The following is an 18,738-nucleotide window of genomic DNA, read 5'->3' as shown; positions in this document are numbered from 1 at the left end:
AACCTCTCGAACGGGGGGCATCGCTGGGGGAGGGATGCTAAGTTAGGTAAACCTAACCATACCGACATGGGAGGCCGCCATGGCAGAACGTCCGGCACGGCAGCCGCGGAAGCCGCACTCCGCACAGGTCGTCCGCACCGAACGGCTCACCCCGCACATGCAGCGCGTCGTGCTCGGCGGCGAGGGCCTGGCGGAGTTCACCGCGGGAACGTGCACCGACCACTACGTCAAACTGCTCTTCGGCCCCGACGGGGTGAGCTACCCGGAGCCGTTCGACCTGGAGCGCATCCGCGCCGAGTTCCCCCGTGAGCAGTGGCCCGTGACCCGGACGTACACCGTGCGCGACTGGGACGCCGAACACCGCGAGCTGACCCTGGACTTCGTGGTCCACGGCGACGAGGGCCTGGCCGGACCGTGGGCGGCCCGCGTCCAGCCGGGCGAGACCGTCCGCTTCATGGGGCCCGGCGGCGCCTACGCCCCCGACCCGAGCGCCGACTGGCATCTGCTGGCCGGCGACGAGAGCGCCCTGCCCGCCATCGCGGCCGCCCTGGAGTCGCTGCCCGCCGGCGCCGTCGCCCACGCCTTCATCGAGGTCTCCGGGCCCGAGGAGGAGCAGAAGATCGAGTCCGACGTGGCGGTCGTCTGGCTGCACCGCGGCGAGCGGCCGGTCGGCGAACTGCTCGTCGAGACCGTCCGGGCGCTGGAGTTCCCCGAGGGCCGCCCGCACGCGTTCGTGCACGGCGAGGCGGCCTGCGTGAAGGAACTGCGCAAATACCTGCGCGTCGAGCTCCAGATCCCCCGCGACGACCTGTCGATCTCCGGCTACTGGCGGCTCGGCCACAACGAGGACGGCTGGCAGGCCTCGAAGCGGGAGTGGAACGCGCGCGTGGAGGCGGAGCAGGAGGGGGCGGCACCGGCCGCGTGAGGGGGCAGCAGCGGCCCGCACCCGCGGGGCGGGCCGCCCGAGGACTCCTGTCCCCGCACCAGCCTGCGGCTGAGCGCCCCGCGGGGGGTGCCGCGATGTGCCGTCGTTCGACTGCGGCGCCGTCGTGGCCGGTCGCTCCCCCACTCTCGGCGGAGCCGCAGATGTCAGCGCCCCGCGCCCCTTCAGGGCGCTGCCGCACCGCAGCCGACTTCGTCCGACCCGCTCAGACCGAACGCTGGTACGACCGGAACGTTCGGATCGACAGCCACACGGCCGCCACCGCGAGCGCGAGCAGCGCCCCGCCGCGGACGAGCACCGCGCCCCAGTCGGGGTCGGCGGACAGCGCCGAACGACCCGCCGTCATCGCCCAGTCCAACGGGTTGAAGCGGGCCACGTGCCGTATCCAGTCGGGCATCCGGTCCGGTGCCATGAACGCGCTGGACAGGAAGGTCAACGGCAGCAGCAGGAACGTGTTGACGCCGATGATCGACTCCCGCTCCCGGACCAGCATGCCCAGGGCGTTGGACAGCGCCCCGAAGACCGTGCCCAGCAGCGCCGAGGCGACGACCAGGACGACCACCCCCGCGAACCCGCCCGGGTAGTCCGCGCCGCCCACCAGCCCGAGCAGCACGATGACCGTCGACTGCAGGGCGGTGACGATGCCGTTGTGGACGACATTGCCGTTCATCAGCGCCGCCCGGCTGACCGGGGTGGTCAGGAAGCGGTCGAGGGTGCCGCGCTGGATCTCCTCCAGCGTGCCCATGCCCGCCCACAGGTTGGCGGCGAGCGCGCTCATCACGACCACGCCCGGCACCAGATAGTCGAGGTAGGAGGTCGTACCGAAGCCGCCCAGCTCGACGACGCTCTTGAACAGGCCGCCGAACAGGAACAGCCAGATCACCGGCTGGATCAGCGTGATCACGGCATACGCGGGCTGCCGGGCGAACACCATCAGTTGACGTTGCGTCAGGTACCAGGTCTGGGCGATCGCGGTGCTCATCGCGCACCCCCCGCGAGCACGAGGGCGTCGGCCGCGGCGGACCCGTGCCCGGCCTCGGCCTCGGCGTAACGGCGGCCCGTGTAGCGCAGATAGACGTCGTCCAGGGAAGGCCGGGCCACGGTCGCGGTGGCGACGGCGACCCCGGCCCGCTCCAGCGCGCCGAGCAGCGCGGGCACCGTCGCCGCTGCGTCCTGCGCGCGCACGCTCACCCGCAGGCCGTCGAACACCACCTCGTACACGCCCGGCAGTCCCCCGAGGACGGCCGCCAGTCGTGCCCGCACCGGCTCGCCGGGCGCGGTGCGCAGCTCCATGTGCACGGCGTCGCCGCGGAGTTCGCCCTTGAGGGAGTCCGGGGTGCCCGTGACGACGATCCGGCCGCGGTCGACGATGGCGACGCGCTCGGCGAGCCGGTCGGCCTCCTCCAGATAGTGCGTGGTGAGCAGGATGGTCAGCCCCTCCTCGCCGGCCAGCCGGCCGATCTCCTCCCACATCGCGGTGCGGGCCTGCGGGTCCAGACCGGTGGTGGGCTCGTCGAGGAAGAGCACCTCGGGGCGGTGCACCAGACCGAGCGCGACGTCGAGCCGCCGCCGCATGCCGCCGGAGTAGCCCTTGACCGGGCGTCGGGCGGGCTCGGCGAGCGCGAAGCGTTCGAGCAGCTCGTCGACCCGGCGGTCGAGGGCTGCGCCCCGCAGGCCGTAGAGCCGGCCCTGGAGGCGGAGGTTGTCGCGTCCGGTGGCGACCGGGTCGGCGCCGGAGTTCTGGGCGACCACGCCGATCGCCCGGCGCACCCGGTCCGGGTGCCGCAGCACGTCGTGGCCGGCGACGACGGCCGAGCCGGAGTCGGGGCGGGCGAGGGTGGTGAGGATCTTGACGGCGGTGGACTTGCCGGCCCCGTTGGGGCCCAGCAGCCCGAACACGGTGCCGGGCTCCACCCCGATGTCGAGGCCGTTCAGCGCGGTGACGCCGCCGGGGTAGGTCTTGACGAGTTGACGCGCCTCTACGGCGGGCGCACGAGTCGTACTCATGACGATGCTGCTCTCCTGGGTGAGCGGAACGGGACTGCCGATCCGTCGCAGGAGCACCGGGCTATCCTGGGTGTGCCGCACCTCGATCGCCCGGAACTGCCTCACGGCGGGTTCGGTTCGGGGTTCGAGACCCCGGCGGGACTGCTCCAACAGTCACGCCGGGGTCTGCTTCATGATGTGAGCTCTTCGGGCAACTCCCCCGTCTCGTGGAACCGCCGCCACCCCTGCACCCCGGGCAGCGAGCCGCTCCTGACCTCCTCGAGGAAACCGCCGACCCATTCCGCCTGCGCCTCGACCATGTGCAGCTGGTACTCCACCTCGACGAGGAAGAGCCTCGGCAGCGTCTCGTAGAGCTTGTCGAGCACGCCGCGGCCGCTGGCCACCTGGACCTCCAGGGAGCTCAGCCGGGTCTCCAGCAGACTCACCACGTCGTCGGGAGGCAGCGCCGCCATCAGCGAGAGCGCCGTCTCGAAGATCGGGTACTCCTTCGCGGGGATGGCGATCAGGTCGGACAGCCACTCGGTCATCTCCTCGCGCCCGGCCTCGGTGAGCCCGTAGACCGTGCGCTCGGGGCGGTTGCCCTGCCGCTCCACACCGGTCACCTCGACGAAGCCGTACTTCTCGAGGTTCTGCACGACGGTGTAGAGCGAGCCGTAGTTCGTCTTCGTACTCGTGTCCTTGCCCTGGCTGCGCAGGGTCTGGGCGATCTCGTACGGGTGCATCGGCTTCTGCCAGAGCGTGGTCATCACGGCGAGCGCCAACGGGTTGCTGAGCTTGCGGCGGTTCCTCGCCACGACGACCACCTCGCTTTCGAATATCCGTAGCCGAACATATCGCGAGTCGCCATCGCTTGCAATAGACGCGATGTAACGCGATCGAGTGACGTCCGGAGGACGTGAGGACTTGGGCCCGCCCCGGACACGGCGGCGTGACGCGCATGAAACAGCCCGTCCCTAATTTCTGTCGCCCGACAGGAATTACGTTCCCTCTGGGCCAAGGCAGGTTCCGCCGTGACGACAACCACCTCCTCCGACGTACGCCCCGACCCGCCGCACTCCCCCGTCGCCGGGCCCGGCGACGGCTCCCTCGCCGAGTTCGGCTACCGCCAGGAACTCCACCGCAGCCTGGGCCGGTACGCCTCGTTCGCCGCCGGGTTCAGCTTCATCTCCGTCCTGACGACCGTCTTCCAGTTCTTCGCCTTCGGGTACGCCTTCGGCGGCCCGGTCTTCTTCTGGGCCTGGCCCGCGGTGCTGGCCGGACAGCTGCTGGTGGCCGCCTGCTTCGCGGAGCTGGCCGCCCGCTATCCGCTCTCGGGCGCGATCTACCAGTGGTCGACGCGGCTGTCGACGCCGTCCTTCGGCTGGTTCGCCGGCTGGATCATGGTGATCGGGCAGGTCGTGGTGGTCGCCGCGGCCGCGCTGGCGCTGCAGATGGTGCTGCCGGCGATCTGGTCGGGCTTCCAGCTGATCGGCACCGACCCGGCGCCCACCTCGGCCGACGGCGCGGCCAACGCGGCGCTCCTCGGCGTGGTCCTGCTGGTGCTGACGACGATCGTGAACATCCTCGACAACCGCGTGATGTCCGTGATCAACCGGGTCGGCGTCACCGCCGAGATCATCGGCGCGGTACTCATCGTCGTCCTGCTGCTGACGCACTCCGAGCGCACCCCGAGCATCACCTTCCACACCGAAGGGGCCGCGCAGAACGGCCTGTTCGGGGCGCTGCTCGTCGGCTCCTTCACCGCCGCCTACGTGATGATCGGCTTCGACAGCGCGGGCGAGATGAGCGAGGAGACCCACCACCCGCGGCGCACCGCGCCCCGCACCATCCTCACCGCGCTCGGCGCGGCGGGGCTGCTCGGCGGCCTGATCGTCCTGGGCGGCCTGCTCGCCGCCCCCAGCCTCACCGACGGCCGGCTGGGCGTCGACGGACTCTCCTACGTCCTCACCAGCAGCCTCGGCGACGGCGTCGGCAAGGCGCTGCTGGCCGACGTGGTCGTGGCGATCGCGGTGGCCACGCTGGCCATCCAGACGGCGGCCTGCCGGATGCTGTTCTCGATGGCCCGCGACGGACAGCTGCCGTTCTCCGCCCGCCTCGCGCGCGTGCATCCGCGCACCGGCATGCCGAGCGCCCCGGCGCTGGTGGTCGGCGGCCTCGCGGCGGCTCTGCTGCTGCTCAACTTCGCCTCGCCCGAGGCGTTCCTGGCCATCGGCACGACGTGCATCGTGATGCTGTATCTGGCGTACGCGATGGTCACCGGCCCGCTGCTGGTGCGCCGGCTGCGCGGCGGCTTCTCCTCGGCGGGCGCGGACGAAACGGGCGCGCCCTTGTTCTCCCTGGGCCGCTGGGGCGTCCCGGTGAACGCCCTGGCCCTCCTCTACGGCCTGCTGATGGCCGTCAACCTGGCCTGGCCGCGCGCGACGGTGTACGACCCGGCGGGCGGGCACTGGTACTTCCAGTGGTTCACCGTGCTGTTCCTCGGCGCGACCCTCGCGGTCGGCGTGGCCTTCCGGGCGTACCGCCGACAGCGGGCCGCCGACTAAGGCAGGCAGGCGCTCAGTCGCCCTGTACGCGCGCGTGCAGGTGCATGTCGTGCCAGCCGTCCTGGTGGAGGGCGGCACTGCGCTTGGTGCCCTCCAGGGTGAAGCCGGCCTTCTCGGCGACCCGGCAGGAGGCCTGGTTGGCGGTGGCGTGCGACAGCTCCAGGCGGTGGAGGCCGATCTCGTCGAGGGCCCAGCGCGACAGGGTGGCCGTGGCCCGGGGTGCGACGCCCCGGCCGCGGGCCGCCCCGGTCGTCCAGTAGGCGACCTCGGCGACGCCCTCGCCGAGCTGGATGGCGCGCAGGGCGACCCGCCCCAGCAGTACGCCGGTGTCCGCGTCGACGACGGCCCACTGGGCGCTCTCCTCCCGCTCCCAGGCCTGCTGCCACCCCGCTATCCAGCCGGCCACCTCCTCCTCGGAATCGGCCGCCCTGATGTGCCACTGGTGCATCAGCGGGTCCTGGAAGGCGGCGTGGACGGCGGGGGCGTCCTCGGCCCGCCACGGCCGCAGGACCAGCCCGTCCCCGGTGGGCAGCACGGGCTGCTGAGCACTCGACAGGGTTCCGGCAAGCAGGACGAGTCCTGCGGTATAAGGCATGACCAGCATCCTGCCAACACCCCCCAAGGAATCAACCGGATTTCCCCCGGCCCCCACCCGGCCCCAGGCCCCGCCCTGTCCCCGCCCGACTCCGGCACCGGCCCCGACTCCCGCACGGGCTCCCGCTCCGGCCGCGACTTGGGCCCCGGCCCCAACTCCGGCCCGGGCTCCCACACCCGCCCCAGCCCCGACTCCCGCACCCGCACCGGCTCGGGCTCGGGCCCCCGCATCGGCTCCGACCCCGGCCCCGGCTCGGGCTCGCGCTCCGGCCCCCTCCCGCTCGGACCCCAGCTCCCGCTCCAGCCATGACCCCGGGCTCGGCTCCCGCACCCGCTCCGGCTCCCCCACCCGCTCCGGCTCCGGCTCCGGCTCGGACTCCCACTCCGGCTCCCGCTCCGGCTCCCCCACCCGCTCCGGCTCCGGCTCCGGCTCGGACTCCCACTCCGGCTCCCGCTCGGGCCCCGCACCCGCTCGGGCTGCGGCTCAGGCTCGGGCGCGCCCTCCGGCTCGGACTCCGGCTCGGGCTACGGCTCGGGCTACGGCTCCCGCACCCGCTCGGGCTGCGGCTCGGGCTCGGGCCCCGCACCCGCTCCGGCCCGGCTCGGGCCCGCTCGGGCCCCGGCTCCCGCTCCAGCCATGACCCCGGGTTCGGCTCCCGCACCCGCTCTGGCCCTCGGCGCCGGCTCGCGCTCCGGCACCGGCTCGGGCTCGCGCTCCTGTTCCCTCCCGCTCGGGCCCCAGCTTCCGCTCCAGCCGCGACCCGCACCCGCACCCGCACCCGCACCCGCACCCGCACCCGCACCGGCACCGGCACCGGCACCGGCACCGGCACCGGCCCAGGCTCGTGCTCGTGCTCCGGCCCCCTCCCGCTCCAGCCATGACCCCGGGCCCGGCTCCCGCACCGACCCCGGCCCCGGCCCTGGCTCCCGCACCGGCTCCAGCTCCGGCTCCCGCACCAGCCCCCGCTCCCGCTCCCGCTCCCGCTCCCGCTAGGGTGTCCGCTTCGTCGTACGCTTGAGCGCGATGAGACGTCGTACTGCTCCTCCGCCTTCGCCGCTGCCGCAGCGCGGCGGGATCGATCCTGTGCGGGTGCGGTTGCCCGGTGAGGGGGCCTGGGGCACCGTGCGGGAGTATCTGGTGGGGCGGCTGGGCGAGGCGCGGGCCGGGATCGTGGACGGGATGCTGGCGGCCGGGCTCGTCGTGGGCGCCGACGGTGCTGCGGTGGCGCCGGACGCGGCTTATGTGCCGGGGATGTTCGTGTGGTTCCATCGCGAGCTGCCGCCCGAGACGCCCGTGCCGTTCGCGCTGGAGATCGTGTACCGCGACGAGCACATCGTCGTCGCCGACAAGCCGCACTTCCTGGCGACCACCCCGCGCGGCAGTCATGTCACCGAGACCGCGCTGGCCCGGCTGCGCCGGGAGCTGGGCATTCCCGCGCTCGGCGCCGCGCACCGGCTCGACCGGCTCACCGCCGGGCTCGTGCTGTTCACCGTGCGCCCCGAGGAGCGCGGCGCGTACCAGGCGCTGTTCCGCGAGCGCCGTGTGCACAAGGTGTACGAGGCGCTCGCACCCCACGACCCCGACCTCGCCCTGCCCCGGACCGTGCGCAGCCGGATCGTCAAGGAGCGTGGGGTGCTGGCCGCCTACGAGGTGGCGGGCGAGCCGAACGCGGTGAGCCGCGTCGAACTGGTCGAGCACCGGGCGCCGGGGCTCGCCCGGTACCGGCTGCTGCCCGCCACCGGGCAGACCCATCAGCTGCGGGTGCACATGAACACGCTCGGCGTGCCGATCCTCGGCGATCCGCTCTACCCCGAGGTGGCCGCCCCCGAGCCGGCCGGCGCGTTCCGGCGCCCGCTGCAACTGCTGGCGCGGGAGCTGGAGTTCACCGATCCGGTCACGGGGACGGAGCACCGGCTGCGCAGCGGGCGGGAGCTGGAGGCCTGGGCGTCGTACGACCGTTGGGCCGCCACTCCCGCCACTCCCGCCACTCCCGCCACTCCCGGCACTCCCTCTGCTGCTGCCGCGCCGTGACGACCGGGCGGCCGGCGATCCCTCAGTAGCCGCGTACCCAGATCACGAAGCGCCGCCAGACGTTGGGCCTGCGGGCGGGCTGCGCCGGCTGCGGGGCGGGCGGCGCGGCCGCCGGCTCGGCGACGGCCGGCAGCGTCGGCGCGGGCCGCGGCTCTGTGCTCACCAGGGGTGTCATGCGCTGCGGCGGGATCACGGAGTGGCTCGGCTTGTGCCTCACGTCCTGCTGGGGCTTCGGCTCGAATTGGACCGGCAGGGCCACCAGATGCCGTGAGGCGATCGACCCCGTCCAGCGCAACTCGTCCTCGTCGCAGTCGAGTTGCACGTCCGGCAGCCGCATCAGCAGTGCGTCGACGCCGACGTCGGCGATGGCCCGGCCGATGTCCTGGCCGGGGCATTCGTGCGGGCCGCCGCTGAAGGCGAGGTGCGAGCGGTTGCCCCTCATGTGGGCGGACAGGTCGGGGCGCACCCGGGGGTCGACGTTTCCGGGGGCGGGCGCGAAGAAGAGGCCGTCGCCCTGGCGGATGCGCTGACCGCCCAGTTCGGTGTCCTGCTTGGCGAAGTAGGCGAAGACGGTGCTGAACGGGGGCTCGTCCCACAGGGACTGCTCGACCGCCTGCGGCACCGTCATCTGGCCGCCGTTGAGCTGGGCGAGGAACCGCGGGTCGGTGAGGACCGTGCGCAGCGTGTTGGAGAGCAGGTTGGAGGTGGCCTCGTAGGCGGCGAAGAGCACCAGGCGCAGGTGTTCGGTGATCTCGTGGTCCGTGAGCCCCGCCGGGTGGTTGACGAGGTGGCTGGTGAAGTCCTCCTCGGGCTCGGCGCGGCGGCGTTCGGTGAGCCGGGCCAGCGCTTCGAGGACATAGGCGTGGTTGGCGACGGCGGTCTCGGAGCCCTTGAGCGCGTCGCGGGCGCAGTGCACCATGCGGTCGTCGTACTCCTCGGGCATGCCGATGACATGGCACATCACGGCCATCGGCAGATGTTCGGCGAACTGGCCGACCAGGTCGGCGCGGCCCTCCTCGCAGAAGCGGTTGACGAGGCGCTGCGAGGAGCGGTTGATGAAGCGGCGCAGGCTGCGGTCGTCGATGGTCGCAATCGCCGCGGTGACCGCGCCCCGCAGCCGCAGGTGCTCGTCGCCCTCCACGTGGGCGGCCATGGGCTGGAAGGCGATGTGCGGCATCAGCGGGTGGTCGGGCCTGACCTTGCCCTCCACCCACGGCGTCCAGATCCGGCTGTCCTTGCAGAACTGCGACGGCGTCCGCACCATGTGCAGGTTCTCGGCGTGCCCGAGGACGATCCACATCGGCAGGTCGTCGTGGATCAGCACCGGCGCCACGGGGCCGTACTCCTCGCGGAGCTGCTCGTACAGTTCGCCCAGGTTCTCCGCGCCGGGGCCGTAGATCCGGGCCAGTCCGCCGGGTCCTCGGCGGTGCGCGGGGCAGCCGGGCGGCGGGTCCAGGGCGAGGTCGTGCGGGCCGGTCGGGGTGGGGTGTTCGGGAGTCACAGGGTCGCTCCGAAACTTCGCTGTGTGCGTGTTGGGGGGGGAGGGGTGGTGCGGGGGTCAGATGAGGCTGCGGCTCAGGGCCAGTTCGTGCAGGAAGCGCATCAGGGTCATCAGGACGTCCCGGCTGGAGGCGCGGCGGCGGACGTCGCACTCCACGATCGGGATCTCGGGCGGCAGGTCGAGCGCGGCGCGCAGGTCCTCGACGGGGTAGCGGGGCCCGTCGGGGAAGGTGTTGACGGCGACGACGAAGGGCACACCGCCCTCCTCCAGCCGGCCCATGACCTCGAAGCTGACCTCCAGGCGGCGGGTGTCGACCAGGACGACCGCGCCCAGCGCGCCTTCGAACAGCCCGTTCCACAGGAACCAGAAGCGCTCCTGGCCGGGCGTGCCGAACAGGTAGAGCACGACCTGCTCGGTGATGCGGATCCGGCCGAAGTCCATGGCGACGGTGGTGGCGGTCTTGGTGTCGGAGCCGTAGTTGTCGTCGACCCCGATGCCCGCCTGGGTCATGGTCTCCTCGGTGGTCAGCGGCCTGATCTCGCTGACGGAACCGACCATGGTGGTCTTGCCGACGCCGAAGCCGCCCACGATGACGATCTTTGCCGCGGCCATGGTGGTGTGCGGCAGATGGTCCTCGGCCCGAGGGCCGGGAATCGTGTCAGAGCCGTTGTAGTCCATGCATCACCGCTTCGAGAAGGGAACGGTCGGGGACCTGCTGCCGGACGATGGGGGCGCGCGCCAGGACGAGTTCGGCCGCCAGCATCTCGGTGAGCAGCACGGTCACCACACTGAACGGGAGCCGGAGGTAGGCCGACACCTCGGCCACCGACAGCGGTGCGGCGCACAGGCGCAGCACCGCCCGCTCTTCCGGGGTGGCCGAGGAGGGCGGGTCGGCGCGCGCCACGATTAACGTGACGAGGTCGACGGGCGCGCGCTCACCGTCCGCGCCCGTGATGGTGTAGAGCCGCTCCAGGTTCTTGTCCTCCCCCTCCTTGGGGGGCGGGGAGGGCGGCGGGGGCGGCTCGGGCAGGGGTTGTCGCCGTCGGCGTTGCGGAGGCGTCATACGCTCTGCCCGTTGCGGCGCGGCGGGCTGGTCAGATGGGCGCCGATGCGGACCACGAGATCGCGCATCATGCCGCTCATCCGGCCGGCCTCGCAGCACACGTCGGACAGGACCGCGAGGTAGGCGTTGGCGCCGGCGGCCATCAGGTAGAAGTAGCCGCCGTCCATCTCGATCATGAGGAGATTCATCTCGCCCTCGACGGAGGGGATCTCGTCGGCGACCGCGCCGGCGAGGCTCTGCAGACCGGCGCAGGCGGCGGCGACCCGGTCCGCGGCGTCGGGGTCGCCGGCGTAGCGGGCGATGCGCAGACCGTCGGCCGAGAGCACGACGATCATCTCGATGCCCGGAACGCCGTCGTAGAGCTCCCTGAGCAGCCAGTCGAAGTTTTGGCGCTGCTGGATCACGTGAGGTCCCCTTCATCGTCGGCCTCGGGTACGGCCTTGTCTTCGAGCAGGTACAGATAGGCGGTGGGGTTGCGGGTGAAGTCGGTCGGGTGGGTGCCCTCGGGGATGCCCTTCTTCAGGCCCTCCCAGAACGCCTCGAAGCCCCGTCCGGGCTCGGCCTTCTTCTTCTTGGGCGCGGGCTCCGGCTCGGGCCGTGCGAAGGGGTCCGGCTCGCCCCTGGCCTCGGCGTCCAGGGCGGCGTACGCCTCCCGGTAGCGCTGGACGATGGAGATCGTCTGCTTGCTGCGGCGCTGCGGCAGGCCCTGCTCGGTCCACTCGGTGACCTCGGGCACCTCGTCGTCGGTCAGGGAGACCCCGGCCGGGATCTTCGGCCTGGTGGGACGGCGTTTCTTGGGTCGGCGCTTGGGGCCCTCGCCGATGTTCTGCAGGTCGATCTGCGGCACGGAGGTGGCGCCGATGCCGTGCGCGAAGCCGGGGGCGGGGTCGTTGGTCTGCATCTCCCGGGGCACGACGAGGACGGCCCGGACGCCGCCGTACGCCGACTTGCGCAGCGAGACGTCCAGGTTGAAGGAGGTGCACAGGCGGCCGACGACCGCGAGGCCGAGGCGGGGGGTCATCCCGGTTTCCTGGATGTCGACGCCGGTCTTGGCCTCCTCCAGCATGCGCTCGGTCTTGGCGCGGGTCTCCTCGCTGAGGCTGACGCCGGCGTCCTCGATCTCGATGGCGATGCCGGTCTGCACCTCGACAGCGTTGACGTGCACCTTGCTCGTCGGGGGCGAGTAGCGGGTGGCGTTGTCGAGGAGTTCGGCGATCGCGTGGAGCAGCGGCTCGACGGAGAGGCCGCGGATGTTGACCTTGGCGATGGAGTCCAGCTGGATGCGGTGGTACTCCAGGATCCGGGACATGGCGCCGCGCATCACGCTGTACAGCGGGACCGGCCGGGGCCAGTTGCGGCCGGGCCGGCCGCCGCCGAGCACACCCATGGAGTCGGCGAGCCGGCCGATCATCGAGTTGCCGTGGTCCACGCGCAGCAGGTCGTCGAAGACCTCGGGGTTGTGGCCGTGGTCCTCCTCCATCTCCCGCAGTTCGTGGGCCTGCTGGTGGACGATGGCCTGGATGCGGCGGGCGACGCTGACGAAGGAGCGCTGGGCGGAGTCGCGCAGGGACTCCTCGTGGTCGACGATCTTCAGGATCTGGCGGACCACGTTGTGCTGGGCCGGATCGAGTTCGCGGAACGAAGGATCACTCGCGCAGAGGTCGCGGATCACCTCTGCGGGGGAATGTCCGGCGCGCAGCCATGCCACGGCGTCGGGCACATGCCGCTCGGCGAGACGGCGGTTCTCCCGGTCGTGGTCGGCGACGCGCGACTTGAGATAGACGATGAACTCGTCCTTCTCCGTGTCCAGTTGCCGGTGCCGCTTGGCGCGGCGTACCGAATCGGCTCCCGCCGCGATCACCAGGAGGGTGGCGACGGCTCCGCAGACGCCGACGGCGAGCCGTGCCTGCGTCGCCACCAGGGCGACGGCGGCTCCGGTCGCCGCGGCCATCAGTATCGCGGGCAGCAACAGCAGCCGCGCGAAGGACACTTCTCGGCGACCGGGTGGGGACTGAACACTCACCATGTGGGCACCCTCTGTAGGGATCTGTCGGCATCTTCGGAACATTTGGGAACAAGCGCACGAATACGCCTCAACTCGGTGCGCCGCGGGCGAGCTTAGTCCGACAGGATCAACGCCGTGTCATATTCGGCAACCCCCTGAAACCGATCCCGTACGTGGAGTAACCTCAGATCATTTACACGCTACGTAAACATTCGAACGCGTAAAGTAACTCTGGACGGGCGTGCGAATTACTTCACCGGGAAGAGTGAGGCGACCTCGCCGACGGAGCGAGGGGCGGTCGCGGAGGGTGTTCAGTTCCCCGCGATGCGCAGTGCCGCGTCGGCGGTGGCGCGGGCGAACTCCGCGACGGAGCGGTCGGGATCCGAGCGGTGGACGAGGATGACGCCCTCGATGAGCCCGAAGACCAGATCGGTGCGCAGATCGAGCGCGCTCTTGGCGAGCCCGCCGCCCACCGCCGTCGCCGCGATCAACTGTCGGTAGGCGTCCTTGAGTTCGGCGCGCACGGCATGGAAGCCGGCGAACCGCTCGGTGCGCACCTCCGGCAGCAGATAGAGGCCGCCGAGGTTGTGCGAGCCCCCGCACAGCAGCTCGACGTCGGTGCGGCACAGCTCCCACAGCCGGTCCTCGGCCCGACGCGCGTCGTCCGCGAGCAGCTCACGGGCGTAGGCCAGCGAGGGCGTGACCGTCGACTCCAGCAGCTCGGCGAGCAGCTCCTCCTTGCCGGAGACGTAGTGGTACATCGAGGCCTGGCGCATGCCGGCCCGCTCGGCTACGGCCCGGGTCGTGGTGGCGGCGTAGCCGCGGGTGGTGAACAACTCCGCGGCGGCCACGAGCAGTTCGGCGCGCGGTGCGAGCCCGCTGTCCGGGCGCTGCGCGGCCCGGGGCCGGCCCACTCGACGTCCGCTGCTCGTCCCCATGCGTTCGATCCTCGCACACCACACCACAAGGCGATCTTCGGGCGATTTCCGGTGAGGAGTCGGTAACCGGCCCGCAACCCGAGAGCAACGGCGACGACCCGACCCGGTCCTAATTTCTGTCGGGCGACAGAAATTAGACCGAGCTGCGGAGGTCAAGCACATGGCGGCGACAGCGACCACCCACGGAGCACGCGCCCACGCCCGGGCCCAGGCGGGCGCCCGCGCCGAGACCATGCCGGTCGTCCCGGCCCGGGACTGGCCGGACCCGCCCTGCGAGGCGGGTCTGCTGGTGTGGGCCGAGACGGTCGCGGGCGGCAACTACACCCACCGGGTCCTCGCCCGCGGCACCGAGCTGCGCCTGACCGACCTGCACGGCGACGCCTGCGCCCATCTGCTCCTGTACGTGGCGGACCGCCCCTGGGAGCGGCTGAACGTCGCGGACACGGTCAAGGTGCAGTGGAACGCCTACCTCGGCGAGGGCGTGCTGCTCCTGTCCGACCAGGGCCGCGTCCTCGCCTCGGTCGTCACCGACACCGCCGGCCGGCACGACGCGCTGTGCGGCACCTCCACCCTGGTGCGCAACACCGAGCGCTACGGCGACGGCACACCGCAGTCCCCGTCCCCGGCCGGCCGGGAACTGTTCAAGCTGGCCGCCGCCAAGAACGGCCTGGAACCCCGGGATCTGCCGCCCTCCCTGTCCTTCTTCCAGGGGGTCGAGGTCCGCGAGGACGGCTCCCTCGACTTCACCGGCTCGGCGGGCCCGGGCGGCAGCGTCACCCTGCGCGCCGAACAGGACCTGACCGTGCTGATCGCCAACGTGCCGCACCCGGCCGACCCCCGCCCGGACTACGTCAGCACCCCGCTGGAGGTCCTCGCCTGGCGGGCCGGGCCGACCCAGCCCGGCGACCCCCTGTGGGACGCCACCCCGGAGGGCCGCCGCGCCTTCCTCAACACCGCCGAATTCCTCACCGCGAGGGGGCTCGCATGAAGACCGTCGTCCCCGCCCGGGCGGCCTGGTCGTCCGTCCTGCGCACCGGCGAGACGCTGACCGTCACCGACCTGCACGGCAACCAGGCCGTCGACTTCCTCGTCTACGACGCCCACGACACGTCCGTGCGCTACAGCGCCCCCGACACCGTCCACGCCCAGGGCGGCGTCTTCCTGACCACCGGCAGCGTGCTGCTGTCCAACGAGCACACCCCGCTGATGACGGTGACCGCCGACGCCGTGGGCCGCCACGACACCCTCGGCGGCGCCTGCTCCAAGGAGTCCAACACCCTGCGCTACGGCCACCACACCTACGCGCAGCACGCGTGCGTGGACAACTTCCTCGCCGAGGGCGCGCGGCACGGCCTCGGCAAGCGGGACCTCGTCTCCAACGTCAACTGGTACATGAACGTCCCCGTCGAGAAGGACGGCACCCTCGGCATCGTCGACGGCCTCTCCGCCCCCGGCCTCTCGCTCACCCTGCGCGCCGAGCGGGACGTCCTCGTCCTGGTCTCCAACTGCCCCCAGATCAACAACCCGTGCAACGGCTTCGAGCCGACGGCCGTGGAGCTGACGATCACCGCTCCCGTCGACGACGAGGACCCGGCATGAGCTTCGACAAGCTGCTGATCGCCAACCGGGGCGAGATAGCCGTCCGCATCATCCGCACCGCCCGCGAACTCGGTCTGCGCACGGTCGCGGTGTACTCCGACCCCGACCGCTCCGCGCCCCACGTCCGGCTCGCCGACGAGGCGGTACGGCTCGGCCCGGCACCCGCGAAGGAGTCCTACCTCGACGCCGACCTGGTCCTGAAAGCGGCCGTGGAGAGCGGCGCGGGCGCGATCCACCCCGGCTACGGCTTCCTGTCGGAGGACGCGGACTTCGCCCGCCGCTGCGCCGACGCCGGGATCGTGTTCGTCGGACCGACGCCCGGCCAGCTGGAGCTGTTCGGCGCCAAGCACACGGCCCGGGCAGCTGCGGAGGCGGCCGGGGTGCCGCTGGCCCCGGGCACGGGACTGCTGGCCTGTCTCGCCGAGGCGCAGGAGAAGGCCCGGGTCATCGGCTATCCGGTCATGCTCAAGGCCACCGGGGGCGGCGGCGGGATCGGCATGTCCGCCTGCCGTTCCGCCGAGGAACTCGCCGACGCCTGGGAACGCGTCCAGCGCGTCGCCGCCGCCTCCTTCTCCTCCGCCGGGGTCTTCCTGGAGCGGCTCGTCGAGCATGCCCGCCATGTCGAGGTGCAGGTCTTCGGCGACGGCGAGGGCAAGGTCGTCACCTTCGGCGACCGCGACTGCTCGCTCCAGCGCCGCAACCAGAAGGTCCTGGAGGAGGCCCCGGCGCCGGGACTCCCCGACCACGTCCGGCGGCAACTCGCCGCGTCTGCCCGAGACTTGTGCGCCTCGGTCGGCTACCGCTCGGCCGGCACCGTGGAGTTCGTCTACGACGCGGCCCGCGAAGAGGCCTACTTCCTGGAGGTCAACACCCGGCTCCAGGTGGAGCATCCGGTCACCGAGGAGATCTACGGCGTCGACCTGGTCGCCTGGATGCTGCGCCTGGCACGCGGCGAGCGCGAGGTCGTCGTCACTCCCGGCCCGCCCCGCGGACACGCCGTCGAGGCCCGCCTGTACGCGGAGGACCCGAGCCGCGAACACCGGCCCAGCGCGGGCCTGTTGACGCGGGTCGAGTTCCCGGCCGGGGTGCGCGTCGACGGCTGGGTGGAGACCGGCACCGAGGTGACGACGTCGTACGACCCGATGCTCGCGAAGGTGATCGCCCACGGTTCGGACCGGGCGCATGCGCTGCGCCGCCTCGACGAGGCCCTGGCCCGCACCCGTGTCGACGGCATCGAGACGAACCTGGGCCTGGTCCGCGCCGCGCTGACGGACCCGCGATTCGTGACGGCCGCGCATTCGACGGCGACCCTCGCCGAGGTGCACGATCCGACCCCGCGCATCGAGGTCGTCTCCGGCGGCACCCTCACCACCGTGCAGGACTGGCCCGGCCGCACCGGCCACTGGCAGGTGGGCGTCCCGCCGTCCGGCCCCATGGACGACCGCTCCTTCCGCCTGGGCAACCGCGCGCTGGGCAACCCCGAGGGCGCCCCGGGCCTGGAGTGCACCCTCCAGGGCCCGGCCCTGCGGTTCACCCACGCCACGACGGTGTGCGTGACGGGCGCGCCGACGCCGGTCGCCGTGGACGGCACGGCGGTCGCGCAGTGGGAGCCGGTGACCGTCCCCGCGGGTGGCGTGCTGGAGGTCGGCGCGCCCGCCGAGCACGGCCTGCGCACCTACGTCCTGTTCGCGGGCGGCCTCGACGTCCCCGCCTTCCTGGGCAGCGCGAGCACGTTCACGCTGGGCCGGTTCGGCGGACACGGCGGCCGGGCGCTGCGCACCGGGGACGTCCTGCACGGCGGCACGACGGTCGCCGAGGGGACGAAGGTCCTGGAGCGGCCGGACTTCACCTCCGTCTGGCACGTCGGCGCCGTCGAAGGCCCGCACGCGGCACCGGAGTTCTTCACCGAGGACGACATCCGCGAGTTCTACGCCGCCGACTGGAAGGTCCACTTCAACTCGGCCCGCACCGGGGTGCGGCTGATCGGGCCCAAGCCGCGCTGGGCGCGCACCGACGGCGGCGAGGCGGGCCTGCACCCCTCGAACATCCACGACACCCCGTACTCCGTCGGCGCCGTCGACTACACCGGCGACATGCCGGTGCTGCTCGGCCCGGACGGGCCCTCGCTCGGCGGGTTCGTGTGCCCGGCGACGGTGCTGAGCTCCGAGCGCTGGAAGCTGGGCCAGCTGCGCCCGGGCGACACGGTCCGCTTCCGGCCCGTGGACGTGCACGGCGCGGCGCGCGCGGAGATCGTCGACGGTGGTGTGCTGGCCCGGGACGGCGACATCACGTTCCGCCGCAGCGGCGACGACAACCTGCTGGTCGAGTTCGGCCCGATGCAGCTGGACCTCGCCCTGCGGATGCGCGTCCACGCCCTGATGGAGGCGGTGACCGCGGCGGACCTGGCCGGCGTCACCGATCTCACCCCGGGCATCCGCTCGCTCCAGATCCAGACCGACCCCGGCCGTCTCCCCCAGCACGAACTCCTCACGGCCGTAAGGGAGATGACGGCCTCCCTGCCGCCCACGGACCAGCTGGTCGTCCCCTCCCGCACCGTGCACCTCCCACTGTCCTGGGACGACCCGGCGACCCGCGAGGCCATCGCCCGCTACATGGCGGGCGTCCGCGACGACGCCCCCTGGTGCCCGTGGAACATCGAGTTCATCCGCCGGGTCAACGGCCTGGAGTCGGTCGCGGACGTCTACGACACGGTCTTCGACGCGGAGTACCTGGTCCTGGGCCTCGGGGACGTCTATCTGGGCGCCCCGGTCGCCACCCCCCTCGACCCGCGCCACCGGCTCGTGACGACGAAGTACAACCCCGCGCGCACCTGGACGGCCGAGAACTCGGTGGGCATCGGCGGCGCCTACCTCTGCGTCTACGGCATGGAGGGGCCCGGCGGCTACCAGTTCGTGGGCCGCACGACCCAGGTGTGGTCGCCGTGGCAGCAGCGCGGCGCGTTCGAGGCGGGCTCGCCCTGGCTGCTGCGGTTCTTCGACCGGATCCGCTGGTACCCGGTCGACGCGGACGAACTCCTGGAACTGCGGGCCGACATCACCTCGGGCCGTTTCGTGCCCCGCATCGAGGAAGGCGCCTTCTCGCTCGCCGAGTACCAGGCCTTCCTGGCCGAACACACCGCCTCCATTGCGGAGTTCAGGTCCCGGCAGCGCGCCGCGTTCGCGACCGAGCGGGACGCGTGGGAGGCGGCGGGCGAGTTCGCGCGGGCGCAGGACACGGCAGCGCCCTCGGCTCCCCCGGCCCAGGTGACCGTGCCGGCGGGCGGCCGGCTGGTCGAGGCCGAATTCGCCGCGTCCGTATGGCAGCTGAACGTGTCCGACGGCGACGAGGTGACGGCGGGCCAGCCGCTGCTCGCGCTGGAGGCGATGAAGATGGAGTCCAGGGTGCACGCGCCGGTCGACGGCGTCGTGGCGCAGGTCCTGGCCCGCCCCGGCGACCAGGTCGAGGCGGGGACGGCCCTGCTCGTCCTGGCCCCTGCCACGGCCTGAACGAGGA

At 72.4% G+C, this 18,738-nt stretch carries 16 protein-coding genes; 6 read left to right on the top strand and 10 right to left on the bottom strand.

All coding sequences use genetic code 11. The annotated features are described in order from the left end of the window. Window positions 1–79: 79 nt before the first annotated feature. Entirely contained in the window at window positions 80–925 is an 846-nt protein-coding gene (locus ACWCPF_RS34375) for a siderophore-interacting protein (protein WP_451049019.1), read from the top strand. A gap of 223 nt (window positions 926–1,148) precedes the next feature. Here ACWCPF_RS34375 and ACWCPF_RS34370 read toward each other — a convergent pair whose 3' ends face one another. The 3 genes from ACWCPF_RS34370 to ACWCPF_RS34360 form a co-directional block, all read right to left on the bottom strand. Beyond that, window positions 1,149–1,925 (bottom strand): ABC transporter permease, encoded by a 777-nt coding sequence (locus ACWCPF_RS34370; RefSeq protein ID WP_451049018.1) that lies wholly within the window; start codon window positions 1,923–1,925, stop codon window positions 1,149–1,151. Beyond that, window positions 1,922–2,950 carry an ATP-binding cassette domain-containing protein gene (locus ACWCPF_RS34365; protein WP_451049017.1) on the bottom strand — a complete coding sequence of 343 codons (1,029 nt, stop codon included), beginning with the start codon at window positions 2,948–2,950 and terminating at the stop codon, window positions 1,922–1,924. The genes ACWCPF_RS34370 and ACWCPF_RS34365 overlap by 4 nt, the downstream gene beginning before the upstream one ends. A 170-nt stretch (window positions 2,951–3,120) precedes the next feature. Continuing rightward, complete coding sequence (locus ACWCPF_RS34360; RefSeq protein ID WP_451049016.1) at window positions 3,121–3,744, bottom strand: PadR family transcriptional regulator; 624 nt, start codon at window positions 3,742–3,744, stop codon at window positions 3,121–3,123. A 216-nt stretch (window positions 3,745–3,960) separates the two neighbouring features. Between ACWCPF_RS34360 and ACWCPF_RS34355 the strand changes: the two genes are divergently transcribed. Continuing rightward, window positions 3,961–5,493, top strand: coding sequence for an amino acid permease (locus ACWCPF_RS34355; RefSeq protein WP_451049015.1), 1,533 nt, complete (start codon window positions 3,961–3,963; stop codon window positions 5,491–5,493). A 13-nt stretch (window positions 5,494–5,506) separates the two neighbouring features. On the opposite strand, the gene ACWCPF_RS34350 is transcribed toward ACWCPF_RS34355, so the two are convergent. Then, entirely contained in the window at window positions 5,507–6,088 is a 582-nt protein-coding gene (locus ACWCPF_RS34350; RefSeq protein WP_451049014.1) for a GNAT family N-acetyltransferase, read from the bottom strand. A gap of 1,023 nt (window positions 6,089–7,111) precedes the next feature. Here ACWCPF_RS34350 and ACWCPF_RS34345 point away from each other — a divergent pair. Beyond that, complete coding sequence (locus tag ACWCPF_RS34345) at window positions 7,112–8,119, top strand: RluA family pseudouridine synthase (RefSeq protein WP_451049013.1); 1,008 nt, start codon at window positions 7,112–7,114, stop codon at window positions 8,117–8,119. A gap of 22 nt (window positions 8,120–8,141) precedes the next feature. Here ACWCPF_RS34345 and ACWCPF_RS34340 read toward each other — a convergent pair whose 3' ends face one another. The 6 genes from ACWCPF_RS34340 to ACWCPF_RS34315 form a co-directional block, all read right to left on the bottom strand. Then, entirely contained in the window at window positions 8,142–9,620 is a 1,479-nt protein-coding gene (locus ACWCPF_RS34340) for a cytochrome P450 (RefSeq protein WP_451049012.1), read from the bottom strand. Between the two features lie 57 nt (window positions 9,621–9,677). Then, window positions 9,678–10,298, bottom strand: coding sequence for a GTP-binding protein (locus ACWCPF_RS34335; RefSeq protein ID WP_451049011.1), 621 nt, complete (start codon window positions 10,296–10,298; stop codon window positions 9,678–9,680). Further along, on the bottom strand, window positions 10,279–10,683 hold the full coding sequence (locus tag ACWCPF_RS34330) for a DUF742 domain-containing protein (RefSeq protein ID WP_451049010.1): 405 nt from the start codon (window positions 10,681–10,683) through the stop codon (window positions 10,279–10,281). The genes ACWCPF_RS34335 and ACWCPF_RS34330 overlap by 20 nt, the downstream gene beginning before the upstream one ends. After that, complete coding sequence (locus tag ACWCPF_RS34325; RefSeq protein ID WP_451049009.1) at window positions 10,680–11,087, bottom strand: roadblock/LC7 domain-containing protein; 408 nt, start codon at window positions 11,085–11,087, stop codon at window positions 10,680–10,682. The genes ACWCPF_RS34330 and ACWCPF_RS34325 overlap by 4 nt, the downstream gene beginning before the upstream one ends. Then, complete coding sequence (locus tag ACWCPF_RS34320; RefSeq protein WP_451049008.1) at window positions 11,084–12,709, bottom strand: ATP-binding protein; 1,626 nt, start codon at window positions 12,707–12,709, stop codon at window positions 11,084–11,086. The genes ACWCPF_RS34325 and ACWCPF_RS34320 overlap by 4 nt, the downstream gene beginning before the upstream one ends. A gap of 290 nt (window positions 12,710–12,999) precedes the next feature. Further along, window positions 13,000–13,626, bottom strand: a complete 627-nt coding sequence (locus ACWCPF_RS34315) for a TetR/AcrR family transcriptional regulator (protein WP_451049007.1) — start codon at window positions 13,624–13,626, stop codon at window positions 13,000–13,002. 160 nt (window positions 13,627–13,786) lie between these two features. Here ACWCPF_RS34315 and ACWCPF_RS34310 point away from each other — a divergent pair, with 160 nt between their 5' ends. The 3 genes from ACWCPF_RS34310 to ACWCPF_RS34300 are packed head-to-tail and all read left to right on the top strand — an operon-like array spanning window position 13,787 to window position 18,731. Then, window positions 13,787–14,614 carry an urea amidolyase associated protein UAAP1 gene (locus ACWCPF_RS34310; protein ID WP_451049006.1) on the top strand — a complete coding sequence of 276 codons (828 nt, stop codon included), beginning with the start codon at window positions 13,787–13,789 and terminating at the stop codon, window positions 14,612–14,614. Next, window positions 14,611–15,225 (top strand): urea amidolyase associated protein UAAP2, encoded by a 615-nt coding sequence (locus ACWCPF_RS34305; RefSeq protein ID WP_451049005.1) that lies wholly within the window; start codon window positions 14,611–14,613, stop codon window positions 15,223–15,225. The genes ACWCPF_RS34310 and ACWCPF_RS34305 overlap by 4 nt, the downstream gene beginning before the upstream one ends. Next, entirely contained in the window at window positions 15,222–18,731 is a 3,510-nt protein-coding gene (locus ACWCPF_RS34300) for a 5-oxoprolinase/urea amidolyase family protein (RefSeq protein ID WP_451049004.1), read from the top strand. Before ACWCPF_RS34305 ends, ACWCPF_RS34300 begins: the two co-directional genes overlap by 4 nt. Window positions 18,732–18,738: the final 7 nt, after the last annotated feature.

This window comes from Streptomyces sp. NPDC001858, assembly GCF_053594615.1.
The sequence above is the reverse complement of the archived record's forward strand: the minus strand, read 5'-3'. Positions and strand labels throughout refer to the sequence as shown.

Excerpts from the sequence above, each read along its gene's own strand:
- ACWCPF_RS34375 (WP_451049019.1), top strand. The coding sequence starts at position 80 with ATGGCAGAACGTCCGGCACGGCAGCCGCGGAAGCCGCACTCCGCACAG.
- ACWCPF_RS34370 (WP_451049018.1), bottom strand. The coding sequence starts at position 1,925 with ATGAGCACCGCGATCGCCCAGACCTGGTACCTGACGCAACGTCAACTG.
- ACWCPF_RS34365 (WP_451049017.1), bottom strand. The coding sequence starts at position 2,950 with ATGAGTACGACTCGTGCGCCCGCCGTAGAGGCGCGTCAACTCGTCAAG.
- ACWCPF_RS34350 (WP_451049014.1), bottom strand. The coding sequence starts at position 6,088 with ATGCCTTATACCGCAGGACTCGTCCTGCTTGCCGGAACCCTGTCGAGT.
- ACWCPF_RS34345 (WP_451049013.1), top strand. The coding sequence starts at position 7,112 with ATGAGACGTCGTACTGCTCCTCCGCCTTCGCCGCTGCCGCAGCGCGGC.
- ACWCPF_RS34335 (WP_451049011.1), bottom strand. The coding sequence starts at position 10,298 with ATGGACTACAACGGCTCTGACACGATTCCCGGCCCTCGGGCCGAGGAC.
- ACWCPF_RS34330 (WP_451049010.1), bottom strand. The coding sequence starts at position 10,683 with ATGACGCCTCCGCAACGCCGACGGCGACAACCCCTGCCCGAGCCGCCC.
- ACWCPF_RS34320 (WP_451049008.1), bottom strand. The coding sequence starts at position 12,709 with ATGGTGAGTGTTCAGTCCCCACCCGGTCGCCGAGAAGTGTCCTTCGCG.
- ACWCPF_RS34315 (WP_451049007.1), bottom strand. The coding sequence starts at position 13,626 with ATGGGGACGAGCAGCGGACGTCGAGTGGGCCGGCCCCGGGCCGCGCAG.
- ACWCPF_RS34310 (WP_451049006.1), top strand. The coding sequence starts at position 13,787 with ATGGCGGCGACAGCGACCACCCACGGAGCACGCGCCCACGCCCGGGCC.
- ACWCPF_RS34305 (WP_451049005.1), top strand. The coding sequence starts at position 14,611 with ATGAAGACCGTCGTCCCCGCCCGGGCGGCCTGGTCGTCCGTCCTGCGC.
- ACWCPF_RS34300 (WP_451049004.1), top strand. The coding sequence starts at position 15,222 with ATGAGCTTCGACAAGCTGCTGATCGCCAACCGGGGCGAGATAGCCGTC.